Source organism: Actinoplanes sp. GCM10030250, from assembly GCF_042666575.1.
Classification (GTDB): Bacteria; Actinomycetota; Actinomycetes; order Mycobacteriales; family Micromonosporaceae; genus Actinoplanes.
The window spans coordinates 71,343-90,563 of sequence record NZ_JBHTDO010000043.1; the positions used below are offsets into that span (position 1 = coordinate 71,343).

Here is a 19,221-nt window from a genome sequence, read left to right on the forward strand (position 1 = left end):
AGGACGCAGCATGCCGGGCCGGGTGGCGGGCAACGGCTCGGAGTCGAGCAGCGGCGCAGAACCCAGAGGTCGCGGCGGCAACCGGAAGTCGTGACGCTCGTCATCGCCCGCCGGTTCCCCGACGGGATGCAGGCCGTTCAGCAACTCCGAGCCCGGCTGGTCGTGATCCGATTCGGTCACGTCCTCCGACACCACCGGCTCGAAGACAGACACCTCGTCGTCGATCGGCTCGATCTCGTCCGCCGCTGACTCGACAGCCGGCACTTCCTCCTCGGCGACCTCGTCATCGATCTGGTCATCGACCTCGTCCGCCGCGGCAGCCAGCGCCTCTTCGGCGGCGGGCTCCCCCATGTCATCCGACTCGGGCTGGGCGGGCTGCGAAAGCTCGGCGGCCTCGGTCGACACCGTGAACTCGGAGAACGCGGCCGGCTCCGGCGACTCAGCGAGCTCGGCCGGCTCGGCGAACTCCCTCGCCTCAGTGGCCTCGGCCAGCTCGGTCGGCTCCGTCGGCTCGGCGAACTCAGCTGACGCGGTCGTCTCGGCCAACTCACTCGGCTCGGTGACCTCGGAGAACGTGGTCGACTCAAGCGACTCGGTCGGCTCGGCGAGCGCGGCCGGCTCAACGGACTCGGTTGACTCGGCGAGCACGGCCGGCTCAACGGACTCGGTTGACTCGGCGAGCACGGCCGGCTCAACGGACTCGGTTGGCTCGGGGAGCACGGGGTCGAGCAGGGTGGAGGTGGCTGCGGTGCCGCCGGCGGAGGCGGCCAGGTCACGGCGGGCTGCGACGAGGTCGGGGCGGGGTGCCGTGGCGCGGACCGGGGCCAGGCCGGCGACCACCGCGGACGTTATCTCCTCGGCGTACCGGCCGTCGGGGTCGTAGTCCGGGTCGAAGACGGTGATCTCGACGCCCAGGCAGTGTGGTGACTCCACCAGGCCGGCGAGGAGCAGCTCCAGCTCGGGGAAGGCGATGCCGCCCGGGTCCGGTGCGTCGACAGCGGGCATCACCGCCGGGTCCAGGACGTCCACGTCGACGTGCACCCAATATCCCGCGCAGTCGACCAGTTGGTCGCGGGCCCACTGGGCGCTGCGGGCGGCACCCTCGGCGCGCAGGGCCGGCACGGGACGGGTCACTATCCCGGCGGCCTGCAGGTCGAGACGGTATTCGTCCTGCGCGCGGATGCCAAGGACCACCACGTCGACGTCGCGGAAGTAGGGCCGGCGGCTCTCGATCGCGGCCAGGTCGGCCTGACCGCGGCCGGTGACCAGGGCAAGGTCCTCGCCGGCGGCGGCACCGACGTAGGAGGCGTTGCCGGGATGGCGGAAGTCGGAGTGACCGTCCACGAAGACCAGGCCGATCCGGCCGCCGACCGCATCGCCCAGGCGGTGCATGGCGACGCCGGAGCCGATCAGGATGGAACAGTCCCCGCCGAGCACCACGGGAAACTCGCCGCCATCGATGATCGCGCCGATCCGGTCGGCGAGGGCCCGCGAATAGGCGGCGATCTCGGCGGCGTGTGCCACGCCGTCACCGGGACGCCAGTCGCCCGGGTCGTAGCGGGGCGGGGTGAGGCAACCGGCGTCGCGGGCGGCGAGCCGGGTCAGCAGGCCCTGGTCGCGGAGGGCGCCGGGCGCCTTGGCGCAGCCCGGGACCGACGTCGCGGTCGGCGGGCGCAGGCCGAGATTGGACGGCGCGTCCAGAACGGCGATGCGGCGCACGACGCCCTCCCCTGCCTAGAAGAGTGCGCTGGCCAGGGCGCGACGCGCGCCGGCCACCGCGGGATCGTCCGGGCCGGCCACGCTGAAGAGCGACAGCAGGTGCTTGCGTACGGCGTCGCGGTCGTCACCGCTGGTCCGCTTGATCAGGGAGACCAGTCGCGCGTACGCCTGCTCGGCCTGCCCGCCGATCACCTCGACGTCGGCGGCGAGCCGCTGCGCCTCGACATCGTCGGGGTCCGCCTCGGCCTTGGCCAGGGCGGTCTCCGCGTCGGCCCCGCTGATCCGCCGGTAGAGCTCGACCTGCGCCAGCCCCGACTCGGCGGCAGCGTCGGCGGGCGACTCGGCGAGGATCTTCTTGTACGCCGCCTCGGCCGCGTCCAGGTCGCCGGTCATCAGGGCGTCGTCGGCCTCGTCCAGGCGCGGGTCCTCCGGTGCGGCGACGCTGACGCCGGCTGCCTTCAGCACCGCGTCGATGTACTGCCGGATCTGGGACTCGGGCAGGACACCAGTGAAGCCCTCGACCGGCTGCCCCCCGATCACCGCGGTCACCATCGGGATGCCCTGCACCCGGAAGACCTGAGCGAGCCGGGGGTTCGCGTCCACATCGACCTTGCCGAGCAGCCAGGACCCGGCGTATTCACCCGCCAGTTTCTCCAACACCGGGGAGAGCTGCTTGCACGGCTCACACCAGTCGGCCCAGAAGTCCAGCAGGATCGGCGTCGTCAACGACCGCTCCAGGACGGACTGGAAATTGGCCTCGTTGACCTCGATGACGGTGTCCGGGGTGACACCCGGGATACCGGCTGCCGGGCCGCCGCCTCCGGGGGCGCCGCCGGGGCCGCTCGGGCTCGCGGCGGAGGTGCTCGGTGCGGAAGTACTCGGGGCGGAGGTGCTCGGCGCGGCAGGTTTGGCCGGCGCCGTGGGCCGCAACGCGCTGAGATCGACCGCGCCGCGGGTGAAGATCGACGGAGTGGTCCGTGGGTCGCTCATGGTTACCTAGTCTCGCACGCAGTCATGGCTGTTCGCGCCGCCACCAGGCCGCCGATATCGGACGTCACAGCGCCTGCCCCGGAGCACCCCGGCCGGGTACCACGGGACAGGCGCCGGGGTGTCAGAACCGGGCGGGTTCGCGGTAGATGCCCCACTCGTCCTTGAGGATGCCGCAGATCTCGCCGAGGCTGGCTTCGGCTCGGGCGGCGTCGAGCATGGCGGGGATCATGTTCTCGCCGGAACGTGACACGGCCAAGAGGTGGTCGAGGGCTGCTTTGACCCGTACCCCATCGCGGTTGTCCTTGCGAGCGACCAGCTCGCGCCGCTGCACCAGCTCGACCTCGTGGGAGACGCGCATGATCTCCAGTTCCTTGGCGACGGTGCCGGTGTGCGTGTTGACGCCGACCACCCGCTTCTCGCGCTTCTCCAGGGCCTGCTGATAGGCGAAAGCGGCCTCGGCGATGTTCGCGGTGAACCAGCCGTCCTCGATACCGCGGAGGATTCCGGCGGTGATGCTGCCGTCGTGCCCCAGCTCCCGGATCCGGGTGAAGATCTCCTCCGCCTCGGCCTCGATGCGGTCGGTGAGTGCCTCCACATACCAGGAGCCGCCGAGCGGGTCGGCGACGTTGACGATGCCGGTCTCCTCCATCAGCACCTGCTGGGTGCGCAGGGCGATCTCGGCGGACTCGTCGGTCGGCAGCGCCAGGGTCTCGTCGAGGGCGTTGGTGTGCAGCGAGTTCGTCCCGCCGAGCACCGCCGCGAGGGCCTCCACCGCGGTACGGACCACGTTGTTGACGGGCTGCTGCGCGGTCAGTGAGACACCGGCGGTCTGCGTGTGAAACTTGAGCCACAGTGCTTTCTCGCTGGTGGCGCCGTAATCGTCGCGCAGGTGCCGTGCCCAGATGCGGCGGGCGGCGCGGAACTTGGCGATCTCCTCGAAGAAGTCGACGTGCGCGTCGAAGAAGAAGCTCAGGCCCGGCGCGAACTGGTTGACGTCCAGGCCGCGGGACAGGCCCAGCTCGACGTAGCCGAAGCCGTCGGCGAGCGTGTAGGCGAGCTCCTGCGCGGCGGTCGAGCCCGCCTCCCGGATGTGGTAGCCGCTGACCGATAGTGGTTTGTACTTGGGGATTTCCCGTGCGCAGTACTCCATCAGGTCGCCGATCAGGCGCAGGTGCGGCTCCGGTTCGAAGAGCCACTCCTTCTGAGCGATGTACTCCTTGAAGATGTCGGTCTGCAGGGTGCCGTCGAGCTTGCTGAGGTCGGCGCCCTGCCGTTCGGCGGCGACCAGATACATGCAGAAGACGGGCACCGCGGGACCGGAAATGGTCATGCTGGTGGTGACGTCCTGCAACGGGATGCCGTCGAAGAGCACGTCCATGTCGGCGGCCGAGTCGATCGCGACACCGCAGTGGCCGACCTCGCCGAGCGACTGCGGCTCGTCCGAGTCGCGGCCCATCAGGGTGGGCATGTCGAAGGCGACGCTCAGCCCGCCACCGCCGGCGGCGAGGATCATCTTGTAGCGCTCGTTGGTCTGCCGCGCGTTGCCGAACCCCGCGAACTGGCGGATGGTCCAGGTCCGTCCGCGATATCCGGTCGGATAAAGACCCCGGGTGTACGGGAATTCGCCCGGCCAGCCGATCCTTTCGAAACCCGGGTGCGCGGTGCCGTCGGGCGGCCCGTAGACGGGGTCCACCGTCGAACCGGAAAGCGTGGTGAAGTCGGCGTCCCGCTTGCGGGCCGCGTCATAGCGCCGTTGCCAGCGCTCCCGGCCGGCGGAGATCTCGGCAGCATCCATGCCCGCCATGGTAGAGCAGAGCTGAACGATCATTAAGGCTATGACCTGATCAGGATGATGGGGTTGGGGTTAATGCCGGAAATATTCTTCGACTGCCTCTGTTGCGGGGACCGTCCTCTCGGGAGAGTTGACCAAGAAGGATCAGCCCCCCTCGCCCCGGTAGCGCCCGCCACGCTGCCGGGGCATCCCCACCCCGCCGCCTTCCCCGCAGCATCTCCGCGCCCGCACCCGGCTGGAGCGGGGTCAGGAGCCGGCCAGAGCTGGGAGCCGATGCTCGAAGATCCACGCCTGCGGATCCCCCTTGCGATGCAACCGCCGCATCACCATCGGCAGTACCGCGTCCCGCATCGCAGCACCCACCGGCCCCAGCACCTTCCCACTACTACTACGCCGCCCATAGGCCACCACCTTCTCCACCCGAGGCCGCCGCACAGCCTCATATTCAGCGAGCGCCGCCCCCAACTCCCCACGCTGACGCAGGCTGTGCCCGAGCACCACAGCATCCTCCAGCGCCATCGACGCACCCTGCCCCGAAGACGGCGCCACAGCGTGCGCCGCATCCCCCACCAGCACGACTCGCGAGTTCCGCCAGGTCCGCACCCGCCGCAGATCCCGGGTGTTCCACGGCCCCACCACCTCGTCCGAGGCTCCGATGAACTCCGCCGCCTCCTCGCCGGCGAACAGGTCCAGCAGATGCGCACGCCAGGACTCGGCCGTGAACTCCCCGGCCTCCGCCGGACGCTTACGCGGCGGGTTGGCGAACCACCAGACCGATCCGTCCGGCGCGCCCACCCAGCCGAAGAACGCCCGTCGCCCGAACGCCATCCGCATCGCTCCGGGCGGTGGCGCGAGCCGCGATGAGACCGGGCCCGCCGTGAAGCCGCCGGTGTTGAGCAGGCCGAGATAGTGCGGCGCGGGCGCGTCAGGGTCAAGAGCCTCTCTGGTACGGGAGTGCAGCCCATCAGCCCCGACAAGCAGATCCGCGCTGACGGTACGGCCGTCCTCGAACCTCGCGGTCACCTCGCTCGCCCCGGTGACGACCGACGTGAGCCGGGCGCCGTAGACGATCGGAACCTCGGCAGCCTCCGCCTCGGCGCGCAGCGCGGAGTAGAGGTCGGCGCGCCGGATCGTCGTGGTGGCTGTCCCGTCCGGGAAGGGCCCGCCGAGCGGCAGTTCCGCCAGCAGCTGACCGTTTGCCCCGTGCAACGCGATCGCCGGCGTCGCGAATCCGCGCTCCAGCACCCGGGCCGGGTCCATGCCGAGGGCGCGCAGGGCGTTCACCCCGTTGACGGCGAGGGTCAGGAAGACACCTCGTTCGTCGGCGCCGCGCGGATGCGCCTCGTAGATCACCGGAACGAAGCCGGCGTGCCGCAGTGCGACGGCGGTGGCGGTGCCGGCGATCCCGCCGCCCACCACGATTGCTCTTCTTGCCACTGCTCCTCTAGTCATACAATGACTATTTATGGAATGACTATGGCTCGTCAAGGGTTTGGATGGGCCTAAGCTGACCGCCATGAAGCGGTCCCCCCTGGCGATGGTTCTGCTGGCATTGCTCGTGGAGGCGCCCATGCACCCGTACCGGATGCAGCAGGTGATCAAGGAGCGCGGCCAGGATCAGCTGGTCAACGTCGCGCAGCGCAACAGCGTCTACCAGGCTCTGGAGCGGCTGGTCCGGGAGAACCTGGCGCGGCCCGCGGGCACCAGCCGGGAGGCCGGCCGGCCCGAGCGCACGCTGTACGAGGTGACCGCCGAGGGCGAGGCGACCTTCCGCCGCTGGCTGCTTGAGATGCTGCCGGAGCCGGCGCGCGAGTTCCCGGAGTTCCCCGTCGCCCTGGCGTTCCTGCCGATCCTCGGTCCCGCCGAGACACGGGAGCTGCTGGAGCGACGCGTCGCCGTGCTGACCGAGCGGATCACCGCCATCGACGCGCAGGCCCCGCCCGGGTTGCCGCGGCTCTTCCTGATCGAGGACGAGTACCGGTCGGCCATGCTGCGCGCCGAGAGCGAGTGGCTGCGCGCGCTGATCGCCGACCTGGCCGACGGAACCCTCACCTGGGACCGAGCCCTGATCGAGGAAACGCTGAGCCGCTTCGCCTGACCGGCGCAGAGCTGACCGATAAGGATCAGTTAGTGAGGCCGGCCAGCAACTCGTCGGCGGCGGCGTAGGGGTCGAGCTCTCCGGCGGCGACGCGGGCCGCGAGATCATTCAACGCCGTACCCTCGCCCAGGCCACCCATCCGCGCCCGCAACACGCCCAGGGCCAGCGCCGACACCTCGGCAGCCGCCCGCCGCTCCCGGCTGGTACGCAGGTTTCCGCTGCTCTCCAGCCAGTCGCGATGCTTGCCGATGGCGGCCACCACGTCGTCGAGCCCTTCGCCCTTCAGAGCGACGGCGCGGACCACCTGCGGGCGCCAGTCACCGGCCGCCCGTTCGCCGAGGGCGAGCATGCCTTGGATGTCGCGGTAGGTCGCGTCGGCGCCGGGCCGGTCCGCCTTGTTGATCACGAAGACGTCGGCGATCTCCAGGACACCGGCCTTCACCGCCTGGATCGCGTCGCCCATCCCCGGCGCGAGCAGCACCAACGTCGTGTCGGCGAGCGAGACGATCTCCACCTCGGCCTGGCCCACCCCGACCGTCTCGACCAGCACGACGTCGCAGCCGGCACCCTCCAGGACACGGACCGCCTGGGGTGTCGCCGCCGACAGCCCGCCCAGCTGGCCGCGGCTGGACATGGACCTGATGTAGACGCCGCGGTCGGAGGTGTGGTCGGTCATCCGCACCCGGTCACCGAGGATCGCCCCGCCGCTGAACGGGCTGGACGGGTCCACGGCCAGCACGCCGACCCGGGCACCCTGCTCGCGCAGAGCCCGGACCAGCTCGTTCGTCGTGGTCGACTTGCCAACCCCGGGCGCTCCGGTCAGGCCTATCACCTGAGCACGGCCGGCCCACGGCGCCATCGCGGCGGCCACCTCGGGCAGTGCCGGATCGCCGTTCTCCACCAGGCTGATCAGCCGGGCCACCGATCGCGGATCGCCCTCCCGCGCCTTCGCGACGAGCGTCGGCACATCCCGCGACCGGGTCACGGCCGAACCTCCCCGTGGATCACGCTGATGGAACCTTCCGATGGATCACGCCGACGGGACCTTGATGATCAGCGCGTCGCCCTGACCGCCGCCGCCGCAGAGGCCGGCCGCGCCGACGCCCCCGCCGCGCCGCCGCAGTTCCAGGGCGAGGGTGAGCACCAGCCGCGCGCCGGACATGCCGATCGGGTGTCCGAGAGCGATCGCGCCGCCGTTCACGTTGACGATCCCCTCCTCCACCTTCAGCTCGCGCATCGACTGGACGACCACCTGAGCGAACGCCTCGTTGATCTCGACGAGGTCGAGGTCGTCGACGGTCAGCCCGGCCTTGCCGAGAGCGTGCTTGATGGCGTTGGCCGGCTGCGACTGCAGCGAGCTGTCCGGCCCGGCCACGTTACCGTGCGCGGTGATCTCGGCGAGCCAGGTCAGGCCGAGCTCCTCCGCCTTGGCCCGGCTCATCACCACGACCGCGGCGGCTCCGTCGGAGATCGGCGACGCGCTGGCGGCGGTGATGGTGCCGTCCGGGGTGAAGGCGGGACGCAGGCCGGCCAGCGACTCCGGTGTGGTGTCCGGGCGGACACCCTCGTCGGTCTCGACGGGCTGCACGGCACCGCGGCCACCGCCCGGGACCGCCACGATCTCCTCGGCGAACCGGCCCTCCCGCTGAGCGGCGGCGGCCCGCTGGTGGCTGAGGGCGGCGAACGCGTCCTGCTCGGCGCGGGTGATCCCGAACCGGGCACCGCTGGCCTCGGTCGACTCGCCCATCGAGATGCCGGCCCACGGGTCCATCAGCCCGTCGACCGCGGTGTGGTCACGCACCAGCACGTCACCGAACTTGCGGCCCTGCCGCATGTCGGGCAGCAGGTGCGGCGCGTTGGTCATCGACTCCATGCCGCCGGCCACCACGATGTCGAACTCGCCGGCCCGGATCAGCTGGTCGGCGAGGGCGATCGCGTCCAGGCCGGAAAGGCACACCTTGTTCACGGTGAGCGCCGGGGTGGTCATCGGGATCCCGGCGGCGACCGCTGCCTGCCGTGCGGTGATCTGGCCACCGCCGGCCTGGAGCACCTGACCCATGATCACGTATTCCACCTGCTCGGGTGCGACGCCGCCGCGCTGGAGTGCCGCGGCGATGGCGTGACCGCCCAGAGCAGTGGCGGGCAGGTGCTTGAGGTTGCCGAGCAGGCGGCCCATGGGGGTCCGGGCGCCACTGATGATCACGGAGCTGGTCACTGTCTCGGTCCGATCTGCGACGACCGGGTAAGGGGGCACCCGGGGTGGCCTTAACGATGGGTCAGGTCGAGACTAACCGCATGACAGACGACTCATCGAGGGCCAGTGGCACCGAGAATGTCACATTCTCCGACATCGAACTGCTGCGCATCGACCACGTCGGGATCGCCGTGCCCGACCTGGAGGCGGCCATCCGTTTCTATGCGGAAAACTTCGGTTTGCACTGTGTGCACCAAGAGACCAATGACGAACAGGGCGTACGGGAAGCCATGCTCGCCGTCGGCGACGGCACCGGCCCCCGGCTCCAGCTGCTCGCACCGGCCCGGCCCGACTCGGCGATCGCCAAGTTCCTCGACCGCAGCGGCCCCGGCCTGCAGCAACTGGCCTACACGGTGGCCGACGTGGAGGACGCCGCGGACAAATTGCGGGCCCGCGGGCTCCGGTTGCTCTACGACAAGCCGCGGCGGGGTACAGCCGGATCGCGAATCAACTTCGTCCACCCCAAGGACGCTGGTGGCGTCCTGGTCGAGTTGGTGGAGCCGGCCTGAGGGGTACGCCGGACGGGTGAATCCTCCTGACTGGGGCCCGGTCGCCTGGCAGGATCGTGGCCATTGAGCGGGGCCGACAACGCCCCCGGCCGAGCCCGGATCGTCCGAAGCCCCGAGTGAGCAGGTGGCGACGGGACGACTGCGGGCCGACCGGTGAGCCCATCGTCTCCACCGAACGGCCTGGGACCCGGCGACGCTCCAGGTCAAAGCTGATCTACGATGCGGTTCGGATGCCTTTCGGCTCTTGCATGTCCGTTCCCTTCTCGCCAGGATGGCGCAATGCCCCAGCAGCAGGATCAGAACCTGGCCTTCTTCGAGACCGCGAACTCGCAGCACGACTTCACCGTCGTCCTGCGTGGTTACGACCGTCACCAGGTGGACGGACACATCGGCCGGCTGCTCGCCGCGCTGAACCAGTCCGAGCAGGCCCGCGGCGAGGCCGAGCAGCGGATGAACGACGCCCAGCGTCGCCTGCGCCAGGCCGAGCAGCGGCTGAACGCGCTGGAGCAGAAACTCGCCGACAGCAACAAGCTGCTGGAGGAGAACAACCGTCCGACGCTCTCCGGGCTGGGCACCCGTGTGGAGCAGATCCTGCGTCTCGCCGAGGAGCAGGCGAACGACCACCGCAGCGAGGCCAAGCGGGAGTCCGAGGGCATCCTCTCCGCGGCACGTCTCGAGGCTCGCGAGATCACCGACAAGGCCCGCGCCGAGGCCGCGGCCATGAAGGCGACCGCCGAGCGTGAGGCCGGCCAGGTCCGCACGCACGCCGAGCGTGAGGCTGCCGAGGCGCGGGTCCAGGCCCGCCGCGAGGCCGACACGCTCCGGTCGGACGCCGACCGCGAGACCAAGCAACTGCGGACCGTGACCGCGCACGAGGTCGCCGAGCTGAAGTCGACCGTCGAGCGGGAGGTCGCGTCGCTGCGCGCCACCGCCGAGCGCGAGATCACCCAGGCTCGCGCCAAGGCGGCCCGCGAGGCCGAGGAGAAGCGGGCCGAGGCCACCAAGCTGCTCACCGACGCCCGTGACAAGCGGGACAAGGATCTGCAGGCACTGGCCCTGGAGACCGCCGAGCGCCGCGAGAAGTCCGAGCGCGAGGAGTCGCAGCGACACGCCGCCCAGGTCGCCGCCACCCAGAAGATGGTGGCCGAGGCCGAGGAGCGGGCCCGCGCCGCCGAGGACCGCGCCAAGGAGATCCAGCAGCGCGCCGAGACCCGCCGGGTCGAGTCCGAGCGCACCGCCGCCGAGGCCGTCGAGAAGGCCCGGGCCCTCGCCGACAAGACCGTCACCGAGGCGCGCTCCGAGGCCAACCGCCTGCTCAACGATTCACGCACCGAGGCCGAGCTGACCACCCAGGCGGCACGGCGCGAGGTGGAGGACCTGACCCGCCAGAAGGACGCGGTCACCAACCAGCTGGGCCAGATGCTCTCCGGCCTGTCCGGCCTGGTTCCCGGTGTCGGCGGTCCGGCCGCGAAGGCGGTCGCCGAGGCCGCCGCCAAGCCGGCCGAGGCTCCCAGCCAACGCGCTCCCGAGCAGCCCGCTCAGCAGGGCGGCCAGGGCCAGCAGGGCGGCCAGGGCCAGCAGGGCGGCCAGGGCCAGGGCGGCGAGCGGCCTCAGCAGGGCGGCCAGCCGGGCGGCGAGCGGCCTCAGCAGGCGCAGCAGTCCGAGGCCGGCGACCAGCCGGTGGCGGCGAAGACCAACTCCTGATTGTCGTTCGCCCGCCCCTCGGGATGCGAAGCAATGTTCTGACAGCCCTTCAGGTTGCGAAGCCGCCGCGAGTGCGCGACGGTGAACCGGCCGGAAGGTCGTGACGAATAGGGCCGTACCGGAGTTTCTCCGGTACGGCCCTAGTTCTTTTCGCACGTAGCCTGGTGTGGCAAGCCGGCGTGAGACAAAAACGTGACTACCCGCACAGTCCCTGCCAACCCGGTGTGTACCAACACGCCCTGGGACGATGCGTATGTGAGGATGGACAGCATGTCGCACGGCGGAGAAATTCTTGGTCTCGGCGGGGACGCCGCCACCGAGCCCAGCTTCGAGACCGCCTTGCGGGGATACGAGCGGCGGCAGGTCGAGCGCTACGTCGCCCGGGCGGAGAACGAGATCGCCGCGCTGAGTGCCGAGCGGGAGCAGGCCTACGCGCAGATCCAAGCGATGGCCGCCCAGGTCAAGGGTCTGCAGCAGGAGCTCACCGAGACCCGCCGCAACTCCGGCATCTCCGGCGAGGTCTCCTTCCGGCACCTCGGCCCCCGGGTCGAGCAGATCCTCACGCTCGCCGAGGAGCAGGCCGAGGCGATCAAGGCCTCCGCGACGGACGACATCGCCAGCCGGCTGGCCGAGGCGGAGCGCATCCGGGCCGAGGCCGAGGCGCACGCCCACGACGGCATCCGTGACTTCGAGATCGCCCTCGCCGCGCGCCGCGCCGAGGAGGAGAAGGCCGACGCCGCCAAGCGCGCCGCCACCGACAAGGCCGTCACCGCCGCCCGGCAGAACGCCGAGCAGCTGCGGTCCGAGGCCGAGGCCGTGCTCGCCCGCTCCCGCAACGAGGGCAAGCACATGCTCGAGAAGGCCACCGCGGAGGCTCAGCGCATCCGGGCCGAAGTGGACGGTTACGTGCAGTCCACCCGCGTGCAGGCCGAGCAGGAGCTTAAGGCGCTGCGGGAGAAGACCCACCAGGAGATCACCGCCAAGCGGACCGAGGCGGACCGCGAGCACGCCGACCTGAAGGCGTCCGTGGAGCACGAGCTCGCGCTGCGCCGCCACTCGGTGCTGGAGGAGCTCGGCCAGATGCGGACCGGCGTCGAGAAGCAGTGCGCCGACCTGCGCAGCGAGGCCGACAAGTATGCGGAGGAGGTGCTCCGCCGCTCCGACGAGCAGGCCACCGCCGTCCGCAAGGAGATCGCCGCCCAGCAGGAGAAGATCGCTCAGGCCGGCCGGGACCTCGAGGCCGCCCAGGTCAAGATCGGAAAGGCCGAGCAGCGCCGGACCGCGGCCGAGGAGCAGGCCGGCACCGCCGAGAAGGAGGCCGAGCTGGCCCAGCAGCGTCTCGCCGAGGTGCGTAAGCAGCTCGAGGCGGAGCTCAAGCGGGTCAGTGAGGCCGAGCGGGCCGGTCAGGCAGCCGAGCGGCACGCCGCCGACGTCCGCCGCCAGGTGCAAAAAGAGGCGAAGCGGGTGGCCGAGCTGGCCGCGGCAGCGGTGCTCGCGGCCGCAGCCTCCCCCGAGGAGCACGACGAGCCGCTCGACCAGCTGGAGGCCACGCCCGCCGCGGCCGTTCCGGTGCCGTCCACTCCGGCCCCGGCCACGGTGTCCGCCAGCGCCAAGCCGATCGTGAACCACGCCGCCGACAAGCCCGCCGGCATGCACGCCGCTGATAAGCAGGTCGGTGCCCACGCCGCTGAGAAGCCGGTCGGGGCACACGCCGCCGACAAGCAGGTCGGTGCGCACGCCGCCGACAAGCCGGCCACCGCACAGCCCGCCAAGGTGAGCGCTTCGGCGAAGGTGACCGTCCCGCAGCCCAGCCGGGTCTCCGCCGACGCGGAGTAACGCCGATCATTCATATGCCTGCTCCGCCACCCGGTGGGGCAGGCATAGTGGTTTCACGAGCACAGTGGCATGACAAGCACAGTGGCATGACAAGCACAGTGGCATTGTGACCACAGTGGCGTTACCCTCCGGATGCTTCGATGCAGGTGGTGTCCGAGTCAGGCGGTGGAGGTCCGATGTCCGAGAAGCCGCCCGCCGATCAGCCGACTGACGACCCGGCCGCCGCGGACAAACCCGAAGCAAGAGAGTCCGAAGCAAAAGGGCCGGCCGACGACGATCCCACCCCGTTCGGTGAGCCGGGAGTGCCGCTGAACCGGCGCAGCCCGTTCCTTTTCGGGTTCCTGTTCGGACTCGGCGCGATCCTGGCGTACGCGATCTTCCTGGGTGTTCGCAACGCCGCCTCCATCCTGGTCCTGATCTTCATCGCGCTGTTCCTCGCGATCGGTCTGAACCCGGCGGTGCGCCGGCTGCGCAAGTGGGGCCTGCCCCGCGGCGCCGCCGTGGCGATCGTCGCGCTCAGCGTGGTGGGGCTGCTCGCCGGCGGTCTGGTCGCGCTGATCCCGCCGCTGATCACCCAGACCACCGAGCTGATCAACAACGCGCCGGACACTATCGACAGCCTGCGGCGCAGCGAGACCGTGAACGAGCTGGTCCAGCGCTACGACATCGTGAACAAGGTGCAGAGCGCGATCAACGCGGGCACGGTCGGCAACGCGGTGGGCGGTGTCGTCGGTGGTGCGAAGCTGCTGTTCGGCACGATCTTCAACGTCCTGACCGTGCTGGTCCTGACGATCTACTTCATGGCCGCCTTCGAGCGGATCAAGGAAGCCGGTTACTCGCTGGTGCCGTCGTCGCGGCGCGACCGGGTGCGGCTGCTGACCGATGAGATCCTCACCAAGGTGGGCGCCTACATGGTGGGTGCGCTGGCGATCGCGATACTGGCCGGGCTCAGTACCTTCGCGCTGGCGCTCGCGCTCGGTCTGGCGTACCCCTTCGCCCTTGCCGTTGTGGTTGCGGTCTTCGATCTGATCCCGCAGATCGGTGCCACCCTGGGTGCGGTGATCGTCAGCCTGGTGGGGCTGGCGTCCTCGGTCACCGACGGGATCGTGTGCATCGTGTTCTTCGTCGTGTATCAGCAGGTGGAGAACTACCTGATCTATCCGAACGTGATGCGCCGATCGGTCAAGGTGAGCGATGTGGCGGCGCTGGTGGCGGCCCTGGTCGGCGTCGGTCTCTTCGGCGTGGTGGGCGCGCTCGTCGCGATCCCGATGGTGGCCGCCATCCAGCTGATCATGCGAGAGGTGCTGCAGCCGGCTCAGGCGCAGCGCTAGGTTCAGTCTTTCGGGCGCGGAACTTCAACGTCGGAAAAGGCGGCGACTGTACGGTCGGCGTAGGCGCCCGCATCGCCGGTCTCCATCGGACCGTCCCAGGTTCGCGGCAGCGGAACCGGCACCTCCGGCGCGACTCGGCGGACGATCTCGTCCAGCACGGTCTCGGCGTCACCCACCCAGAGGTGCTTGCCACCGGCCACCGGCACCACCTCGGCGTGCGGGATGGCGGCGAACCGCTCCTTCGCCTCGGCCGGGCGCAGGTAGTCGTCGAACTCGGGGATCAGCGCGGTGACCGGTTTGCCGCCGGTGGCCCAGGCGTCCAGGTGCTCGGGGCGGGAGAAGCGCAGCGGCGGGGAGAGCAGAATCGCGCCCGTGACGGCCGGGTCGAGCCCGTACATCAGGGTCAGGTCGGTGCCGAACGACCAGCCGACGAGCCAGATGTTCGGCAGGTCGGCGAACTCCGCGTACTCGATGGCGGCGGCCACGTCGAACTTCTCGTCGACGGCAGCCGAGAACTCGCCGCCGCTCGTCCCCCGTACGCTGCTCGTTCCTCTGGTGTTGAACCGCAGCACCGCGACACCCGCCAGGGCCGGCAGCCGCCAGGCGGCCTTGCGGTAGACGTGGCTGTCCATCATCCCGCCGTGGGTGGGGAGCGGGTGCAGGCAGACGATGGTGGCCACCGGTTCGCGGTCCTGCGGCCGGGCCAGCTCACCGACGAGGGTGATGCCGTCCGCTGTGTGCAGCTCGATCTCTTCACGGCTGGCGGGCAGGATCGAGTTCGCACGGATCTGGTTGTTCATAAGCTTGATCCTTAACCATAACGGGGGGCGTTGCGTGAGCGCTCCACACCTGGAGCGCGCCGGTCTCTGGCCCGCCAGCATCCGGTGTGCCAGTGCCGCCGGTCGCTCTCGTCGCCGAAGCCGTCCGCCGGCCAGGCCACCACGTGCGCCACACCCGGCCTGATCTCCTGCATACAACCGGGGCATTTGTACGTCTTGGTCGCCGCACCCCCGAAGATGTTGCGCACCATCCACTCGCCGTCCTGCCACTGCTGGACGCGATCCTCGGTGAGGCCGGGCCGCTCCGGGCGGGGCTCGTCGGCGTCACGGCGGCGGGGGTGGTTGCGGCGGGGGCTCACCACTCAAGAGTACGTAGTGACTGATCAGTAACTTTGGACCTAGACTCGCGTACATGACGGCGACTCACGTTCCCGGCCTGCCCGTGATCGAAGACGGCCAGCTGATCTCCACGAATCCGGCAACCGGCGAGGTGGCCGGGCGTGTTCCGGCCGCCGACGAGAAGACCGTCGCCGCCGCTGTCGAGCGCGCGCACGAGGCCGCCATCTGGTGGCAGAGCCTCGGGTACGAGGGCCGCAAACTCCGGCTGCTGCGCTGGCGCACCCTGCTGGTCCAGCGGATCGAGGAACTGGCTCAGCTGACCCACCTCGAGTCCGGCAAGCCGATCACCGACGGGATCCTCGAGGTCACGGCCGCGGTGGAGCACCTGGACTGGGCGGCCCGCAACGCCAAGCGGGTGCTCGGCCCCCGGCGCGTGCGCACCCGCCTGCTCGTCGCCGAGCACTCCGGCCACCTGGAGTACCAGCCGTTCGGCGTGGTCGGCGTGATCGGCCCGTGGAACTACCCCATCGTCACACCGGTCGGCCCGATCAGCGGCGCGCTGGCCGCCGGCAACGCCGTGGTGCTCAAGCCCAGCGAGTACACGCCCGTCGTCGGCCAGTGGCTCGTCGACTCGTTCGCCGAGGTCGTGCCCGAGCAGCCGGTGCTGCAGGCCGTGCACGGTCTCGGCGACGTGGGCGCCGCGCTCTGCCGCTCCGGCGTCGGCAAGATCGCGTTCACCGGCTCCACCGCCACCGGCAAGAAGGTGATGGCCGCCTGCGCGGAGAACCTGGTCCCGGTGGTGATCGAGGCGGGCGGCAAGGACGCGCTGATCGTCGACGAGGACGCCGACGTCACGGCGGCCGCCGAGGCAGCGGTCTGGGGTGCGATGACCAATGCCGGTCAGACCTGCATCGGCATCGAGCGGGTGTACGCGGTCGCCCCCGTCTACGACCGGTTCGTCGAAGCGGTGGTGGAGAAGGCGGGGAAGCTGCGTACCGGCGAGGAGATCGGGCCGATCACCATGCCGAAGCAGCTCGACATCATCCGCGACCACATCGAGGACGCGCTGGCCAAGGGCGGCAGGGCGGTGCTGGGCGGCGCCGAGGCGGTGCAGGCGCCGTACGTGTCGCCCACGGTCCTCGTCGACGTGCCGGAGACCTCCTCGGAGATCCGCGAAGAGACGTTCGGCCCGACCCTGACGATCACCAAGGTGCGTGACGCGGACGAGGCCGTGCGGAAGGCCAACGACACGCCGTACGGGCTGGGCGGCGCCGTCTTCGGCAAGAAGAACGCCATCCGGATCGCCCGCCGCCTGCGGTCCGGCATGGTCGCGGTGAACGGGACACTCACCTTCGTCGGCATGGGCAACCTGCCGTTCGGCGGGGTCGGCGAGTCCGGCTTCGGCCGCATCCACGGCGAGGACGGCCTGCGCGAGTTCGCCCGGTCCAAGGCGATCACCGTACGGCGGGCGAAGTCCCTGCTCCCGGCGATGACCTTCGAGCGCACTCCGGCACAGGTCAACCAGATCGTCAGGGCCCTGCGCCTGCTCTACGGCCGCAAGCCCTGAGGAGCGCTCGCCCCCCGGGACCCACGCCGAAGGCCCTAGTCTGATCGGGTGGATCACCCGGCGGTCGAGGTCAGCGGTCTATCGGTCAGCTACGGCTCGATGCCGGTGCTGGTGGACGTCAACCTGGTCGTCCCGGCCGGCACCGGTGTCTGCGTGACCGGGGAGAACGGGATCGGCAAGTCCACCCTGCTGCGCTGTGTCAGCAGCCTGCAGCAGGCGGACGCCGGCACGATCCGGGTCTTCGGCGGCGAGCCCGGCGACACCCCCGAGTTCTGGCGTGCCGTGGTGACCACCGTGGAGCCGCCCACCTGGTACCCCGGCCTCACCGCCCGCGAGCACGCCGAACTGGTCTGCCGGGCGCACGGCCAGGACCCGGCCGGCGCCGGGATCGACGAGGCCATGGACCGGTTCGGCCTCAGCGCCCACGCCGACGCCATTCCGCCGTCGATGTCGTCCGGCCAGAAGCAGCGCCTCACGCTGGTGCTCGCCCTGGTGCGACCCAGCTCCCTGCTCATCCTCGACGAGCCGGAACAGCGTCTCGACCCGGACGGGCGTGCCGCCGTCGCCGAGATGCTCGCCGAGTACGTCGGCACCGGCGGATCCCTGCTGATGGCCAGCCACGACGACAAGTTCGCCGCCGCCTCCGGCGCCGGGATCACCACGATGGAGTCCCTCGGCAAACCTCCGGATCACGGCTTCCCTCCGGATCACGGCTTCCCTTCGGATCACGGCGTCCCTCCGGATCACGGCTTCCCGGGACCGGCCGTCACGGATCCGCCATGACCGCCGCCGTCCCGCTGCGCCCGGTCCGCCGCTGGATCCATCGCACCCAGTCCGCCCATCGTGACCGCGGGGAGACCCTGGGCAGCATCTACTTCGCGCTGCTCTTCCTCGCCGTCGCCGGAGCGATCCTGCACCGGCAACTCGAGGCGATCTTCTGGCCGGTGGATCCGCAACTGTCCGGGCTGTCCGCGAGCGCATTGGGCGTACTGTGCGGATCTTTGCTGCTGATGGCCCTGCGTCGCATCGGCCCGGTCTCGCTCAGCCGGCCCGCGGCGTACTTCCTGCTCACCGCCCCGGTGAGCCGCCGCCGCCTCCTCCTGCCCTCGGTACGCCTCGCCGCGATCGCCGCCGCCCTGGCCGGCGCGGCAGCCGGTTTCGCCGTCATCGGCCACACCGCGTTCCGCGACGCCACGCCGGTGCCCGCCCTGACCACCGCAGCCGCCGTGATCGGCGTCGCGCTCTTCGTCCTCGCCGCTCGCGCGCAGAACAACACCCTCCGGGCCACGCTGATCGACCGGCTCGCCGCCGTGGCACTCACCGTCGCACTGGCCGAGCTGGTCATCGAATCAGCCGGATGGACGCCACCCACCCTCACCGGCCGGCCCACCGCGGGGTGGGTGATTCCGCTGACAGGTGCCCTAGCGGTGATCGTCACCGCCGCTTTCCTTCTGACGGTACGGGGACTCGCGCACACCCCCAACGACCGCATCCTGGAATCCGCCAAGACCGCCGGCACCCTGTTCGACGCGGCGTTCGGCATGGAACCCTCCTGGATCACCGACATGATCGAACGCCGTTACTGGTCCCACCGCCGGCTCCGATCCGCCCGCCCACCGGCCCGCCTGCCCGTCCTCGTCGGCCAGGACTACCAGCTCGCCACCCGCCGGCTCCCCCACCTGCTCTGGCTCGCCGCCTCCACCACCCTGCCGCTGCTCCTGACCTCCGGCCCCCGCTGGCTCCTCGGCCTAGCCATCCTCCTCGGCGCGATGATCGCCGGCGGAACCACCACCGCCACCGTCAAAACCGACGCCGGCAACCCGTTCATGCTCCGCCTACTGGGCCTCACCTCCCGCCAGGTCCTGGCCCAGCGCCTGTGGATCCCCACCGCCACAGCCACCGCCTGGTCGGTAACCGCCCTGACCCTCCTCCAGGCCACCGGCAACCTCCCCGCCGGCCCCTGGCCCCTCCTCGGCCTCACCCTCGGCCCCCTCGCCGCCACCGCCGCCATCCGCCGCGCCCGAGTCGGCTTCGTCCGCAACGACCTCCTTCCCCTCGACACCCCCATGGGCACCGTCTCCACCGGCCCCCTCGTCAATTCCCTAGCCGGCCCCGACCTCCTCCTGCTGGCCCTCCCCACCCTGGTCGTCCTCTCCTTCCCCTCCCCCCTCCTCTGGTCCACGGTCTTCCTCCAGGCCGCCCTCTCCCTCCTGACCTTCCGCCTCTACCTCACCACCTCGACCTCCCCCACCCGCCTAACCCTCACCCCCCCCCTAAACCCCCCCCCCCCCCCCCCCCCCCGG

The 19,221-nt window shown here is 70.7% G+C and carries 15 protein-coding genes and 1 pseudogene; 8 read left to right on the forward strand and 8 right to left on the reverse strand.

Annotated elements, in window-relative coordinates; genetic code table 11:
• Positions 1-815: 815 nt before the first annotated feature.
• The 4 genes and pseudogenes from ACFQV6_RS37725 to ACFQV6_RS37740 form a co-directional block, all read right to left on the reverse strand.
• A pseudogene (locus ACFQV6_RS37725) lies at positions 816-1,719 on the reverse strand (arginase family protein); the annotation flags it as partial.
• A gap of 15 nt (positions 1,720-1,734) precedes the next feature.
• Positions 1,735-2,709, reverse strand: coding sequence for a tetratricopeptide repeat protein (locus tag ACFQV6_RS37730; protein ID WP_378032492.1), 975 nt, complete (start codon positions 2,707-2,709; stop codon positions 1,735-1,737).
• A 121-nt stretch (positions 2,710-2,830) separates the two neighbouring features.
• Positions 2,831-4,504, reverse strand: a complete 1,674-nt coding sequence (locus ACFQV6_RS37735; RefSeq protein ID WP_378032493.1) for a methylmalonyl-CoA mutase — start codon at positions 4,502-4,504, stop codon at positions 2,831-2,833.
• A gap of 243 nt (positions 4,505-4,747) precedes the next feature.
• Positions 4,748-5,953, reverse strand: coding sequence for an FAD-dependent oxidoreductase (locus tag ACFQV6_RS37740; RefSeq protein ID WP_378032494.1), 1,206 nt, complete (start codon positions 5,951-5,953; stop codon positions 4,748-4,750).
• A 64-nt stretch (positions 5,954-6,017) separates the two neighbouring features.
• Here ACFQV6_RS37740 and ACFQV6_RS37745 point away from each other — a divergent pair, with 64 nt between their 5' ends.
• Positions 6,018-6,599: a PadR family transcriptional regulator gene (locus tag ACFQV6_RS37745; RefSeq protein WP_378032495.1), complete on the forward strand. Its 582-nt coding sequence runs from the start codon at positions 6,018-6,020 to the stop codon at positions 6,597-6,599.
• A 25-nt stretch (positions 6,600-6,624) separates the two neighbouring features.
• Here the strand turns inward: ACFQV6_RS37745 and meaB are convergent, their stop codons facing one another.
• Positions 6,625-7,584, reverse strand: coding sequence for a methylmalonyl Co-A mutase-associated GTPase MeaB (gene meaB / locus ACFQV6_RS37750; protein WP_378032496.1), 960 nt, complete (start codon positions 7,582-7,584; stop codon positions 6,625-6,627).
• A gap of 45 nt (positions 7,585-7,629) precedes the next feature.
• Complete coding sequence (locus tag ACFQV6_RS37755) at positions 7,630-8,814, reverse strand: acetyl-CoA C-acetyltransferase (protein WP_378032497.1); 1,185 nt, start codon at positions 8,812-8,814, stop codon at positions 7,630-7,632.
• A gap of 80 nt (positions 8,815-8,894) precedes the next feature.
• On the opposite strand from ACFQV6_RS37755, the gene mce reads away from it, so the two are divergent.
• The 4 genes from mce (at position 8,895) to ACFQV6_RS37775 (ending at position 14,233) form a co-directional block, all read left to right on the forward strand.
• On the forward strand, positions 8,895-9,362 hold the full coding sequence (gene mce, locus ACFQV6_RS37760; protein WP_378032498.1) for a methylmalonyl-CoA epimerase: 468 nt from the start codon (positions 8,895-8,897) through the stop codon (positions 9,360-9,362).
• 279 nt (positions 9,363-9,641) lie between these two features.
• Positions 9,642-11,066, forward strand: a complete 1,425-nt coding sequence (locus tag ACFQV6_RS37765) for a cell division protein DivIVA (RefSeq protein ID WP_378032499.1) — start codon at positions 9,642-9,644, stop codon at positions 11,064-11,066.
• A 270-nt stretch (positions 11,067-11,336) separates the two neighbouring features.
• Complete coding sequence (locus ACFQV6_RS37770; RefSeq protein WP_378032500.1) at positions 11,337-12,902, forward strand: Laminin subunit beta-1; 1,566 nt, start codon at positions 11,337-11,339, stop codon at positions 12,900-12,902.
• Between the two features lie 176 nt (positions 12,903-13,078).
• Positions 13,079-14,233, forward strand: a complete 1,155-nt coding sequence (locus ACFQV6_RS37775) for an AI-2E family transporter (protein WP_378032501.1) — start codon at positions 13,079-13,081, stop codon at positions 14,231-14,233.
• Between the two features lie 2 nt (positions 14,234-14,235).
• On the opposite strand, the gene ACFQV6_RS37780 is transcribed toward ACFQV6_RS37775, so the two are convergent.
• On the reverse strand, positions 14,236-15,033 hold the full coding sequence (locus tag ACFQV6_RS37780) for an alpha/beta hydrolase (RefSeq protein WP_378032502.1): 798 nt from the start codon (positions 15,031-15,033) through the stop codon (positions 14,236-14,238).
• Between the two features lie 11 nt (positions 15,034-15,044).
• A complete protein-coding gene (locus ACFQV6_RS37785) occupies positions 15,045-15,371 on the reverse strand; it encodes a hypothetical protein (protein WP_378032503.1) in 327 nt (108 codons plus the stop codon).
• Positions 15,372-15,424: 53 nt separating this feature from the next.
• Between ACFQV6_RS37785 and ACFQV6_RS37790 the strand changes: the two genes are divergently transcribed.
• The 3 genes from ACFQV6_RS37790 to ACFQV6_RS37800 form a co-directional block, all read left to right on the forward strand.
• Entirely contained in the window at positions 15,425-16,918 is a 1,494-nt protein-coding gene (locus tag ACFQV6_RS37790; RefSeq protein ID WP_378032504.1) for an aldehyde dehydrogenase family protein, read from the forward strand.
• A gap of 99 nt (positions 16,919-17,017) precedes the next feature.
• The gene (locus ACFQV6_RS37795; RefSeq protein WP_378032506.1) at positions 17,018-17,701 is read left to right on the forward strand and encodes an ATP-binding cassette domain-containing protein; all 684 of its coding nucleotides are present in this window, start codon (positions 17,018-17,020) and stop codon (positions 17,699-17,701) included.
• Positions 17,698-19,221 (forward strand): DUF6297 family protein (locus tag ACFQV6_RS37800; RefSeq protein ID WP_378032505.1); only part of this gene is annotated, 1,524 nt, incomplete at its 3' end. The genes ACFQV6_RS37795 and ACFQV6_RS37800, both read left to right, overlap by 4 nt.

Bases quoted from the DNA above. Each gene is read 5' to 3' on its own strand.
- ACFQV6_RS37730 (WP_378032492.1), bottom strand. From the start codon at position 2,709: ATGAGCGACCCACGGACCACTCCGTCGATCTTCACCCGCGGCGCGGTC.
- ACFQV6_RS37735 (WP_378032493.1), bottom strand. From the start codon at position 4,504: ATGGATGCTGCCGAGATCTCCGCCGGCCGGGAGCGCTGGCAACGGCGC.
- ACFQV6_RS37740 (WP_378032494.1), bottom strand. From the start codon at position 5,953: ATGACTAGAGGAGCAGTGGCAAGAAGAGCAATCGTGGTGGGCGGCGGG.
- ACFQV6_RS37745 (WP_378032495.1), top strand. From the start codon at position 6,018: ATGAAGCGGTCCCCCCTGGCGATGGTTCTGCTGGCATTGCTCGTGGAG.
- mce (WP_378032498.1), top strand. From the start codon at position 8,895: ATGACAGACGACTCATCGAGGGCCAGTGGCACCGAGAATGTCACATTC.
- ACFQV6_RS37765 (WP_378032499.1), top strand. From the start codon at position 9,642: ATGCCCCAGCAGCAGGATCAGAACCTGGCCTTCTTCGAGACCGCGAAC.
- ACFQV6_RS37770 (WP_378032500.1), top strand. From the start codon at position 11,337: ATGTCGCACGGCGGAGAAATTCTTGGTCTCGGCGGGGACGCCGCCACC.
- ACFQV6_RS37775 (WP_378032501.1), top strand. From the start codon at position 13,079: ATGTCCGAGAAGCCGCCCGCCGATCAGCCGACTGACGACCCGGCCGCC.
- ACFQV6_RS37780 (WP_378032502.1), bottom strand. From the start codon at position 15,033: ATGAACAACCAGATCCGTGCGAACTCGATCCTGCCCGCCAGCCGTGAA.
- ACFQV6_RS37790 (WP_378032504.1), top strand. From the start codon at position 15,425: ATGACGGCGACTCACGTTCCCGGCCTGCCCGTGATCGAAGACGGCCAG.
- ACFQV6_RS37795 (WP_378032506.1), top strand. From the start codon at position 17,018: ATGCCGGTGCTGGTGGACGTCAACCTGGTCGTCCCGGCCGGCACCGGT.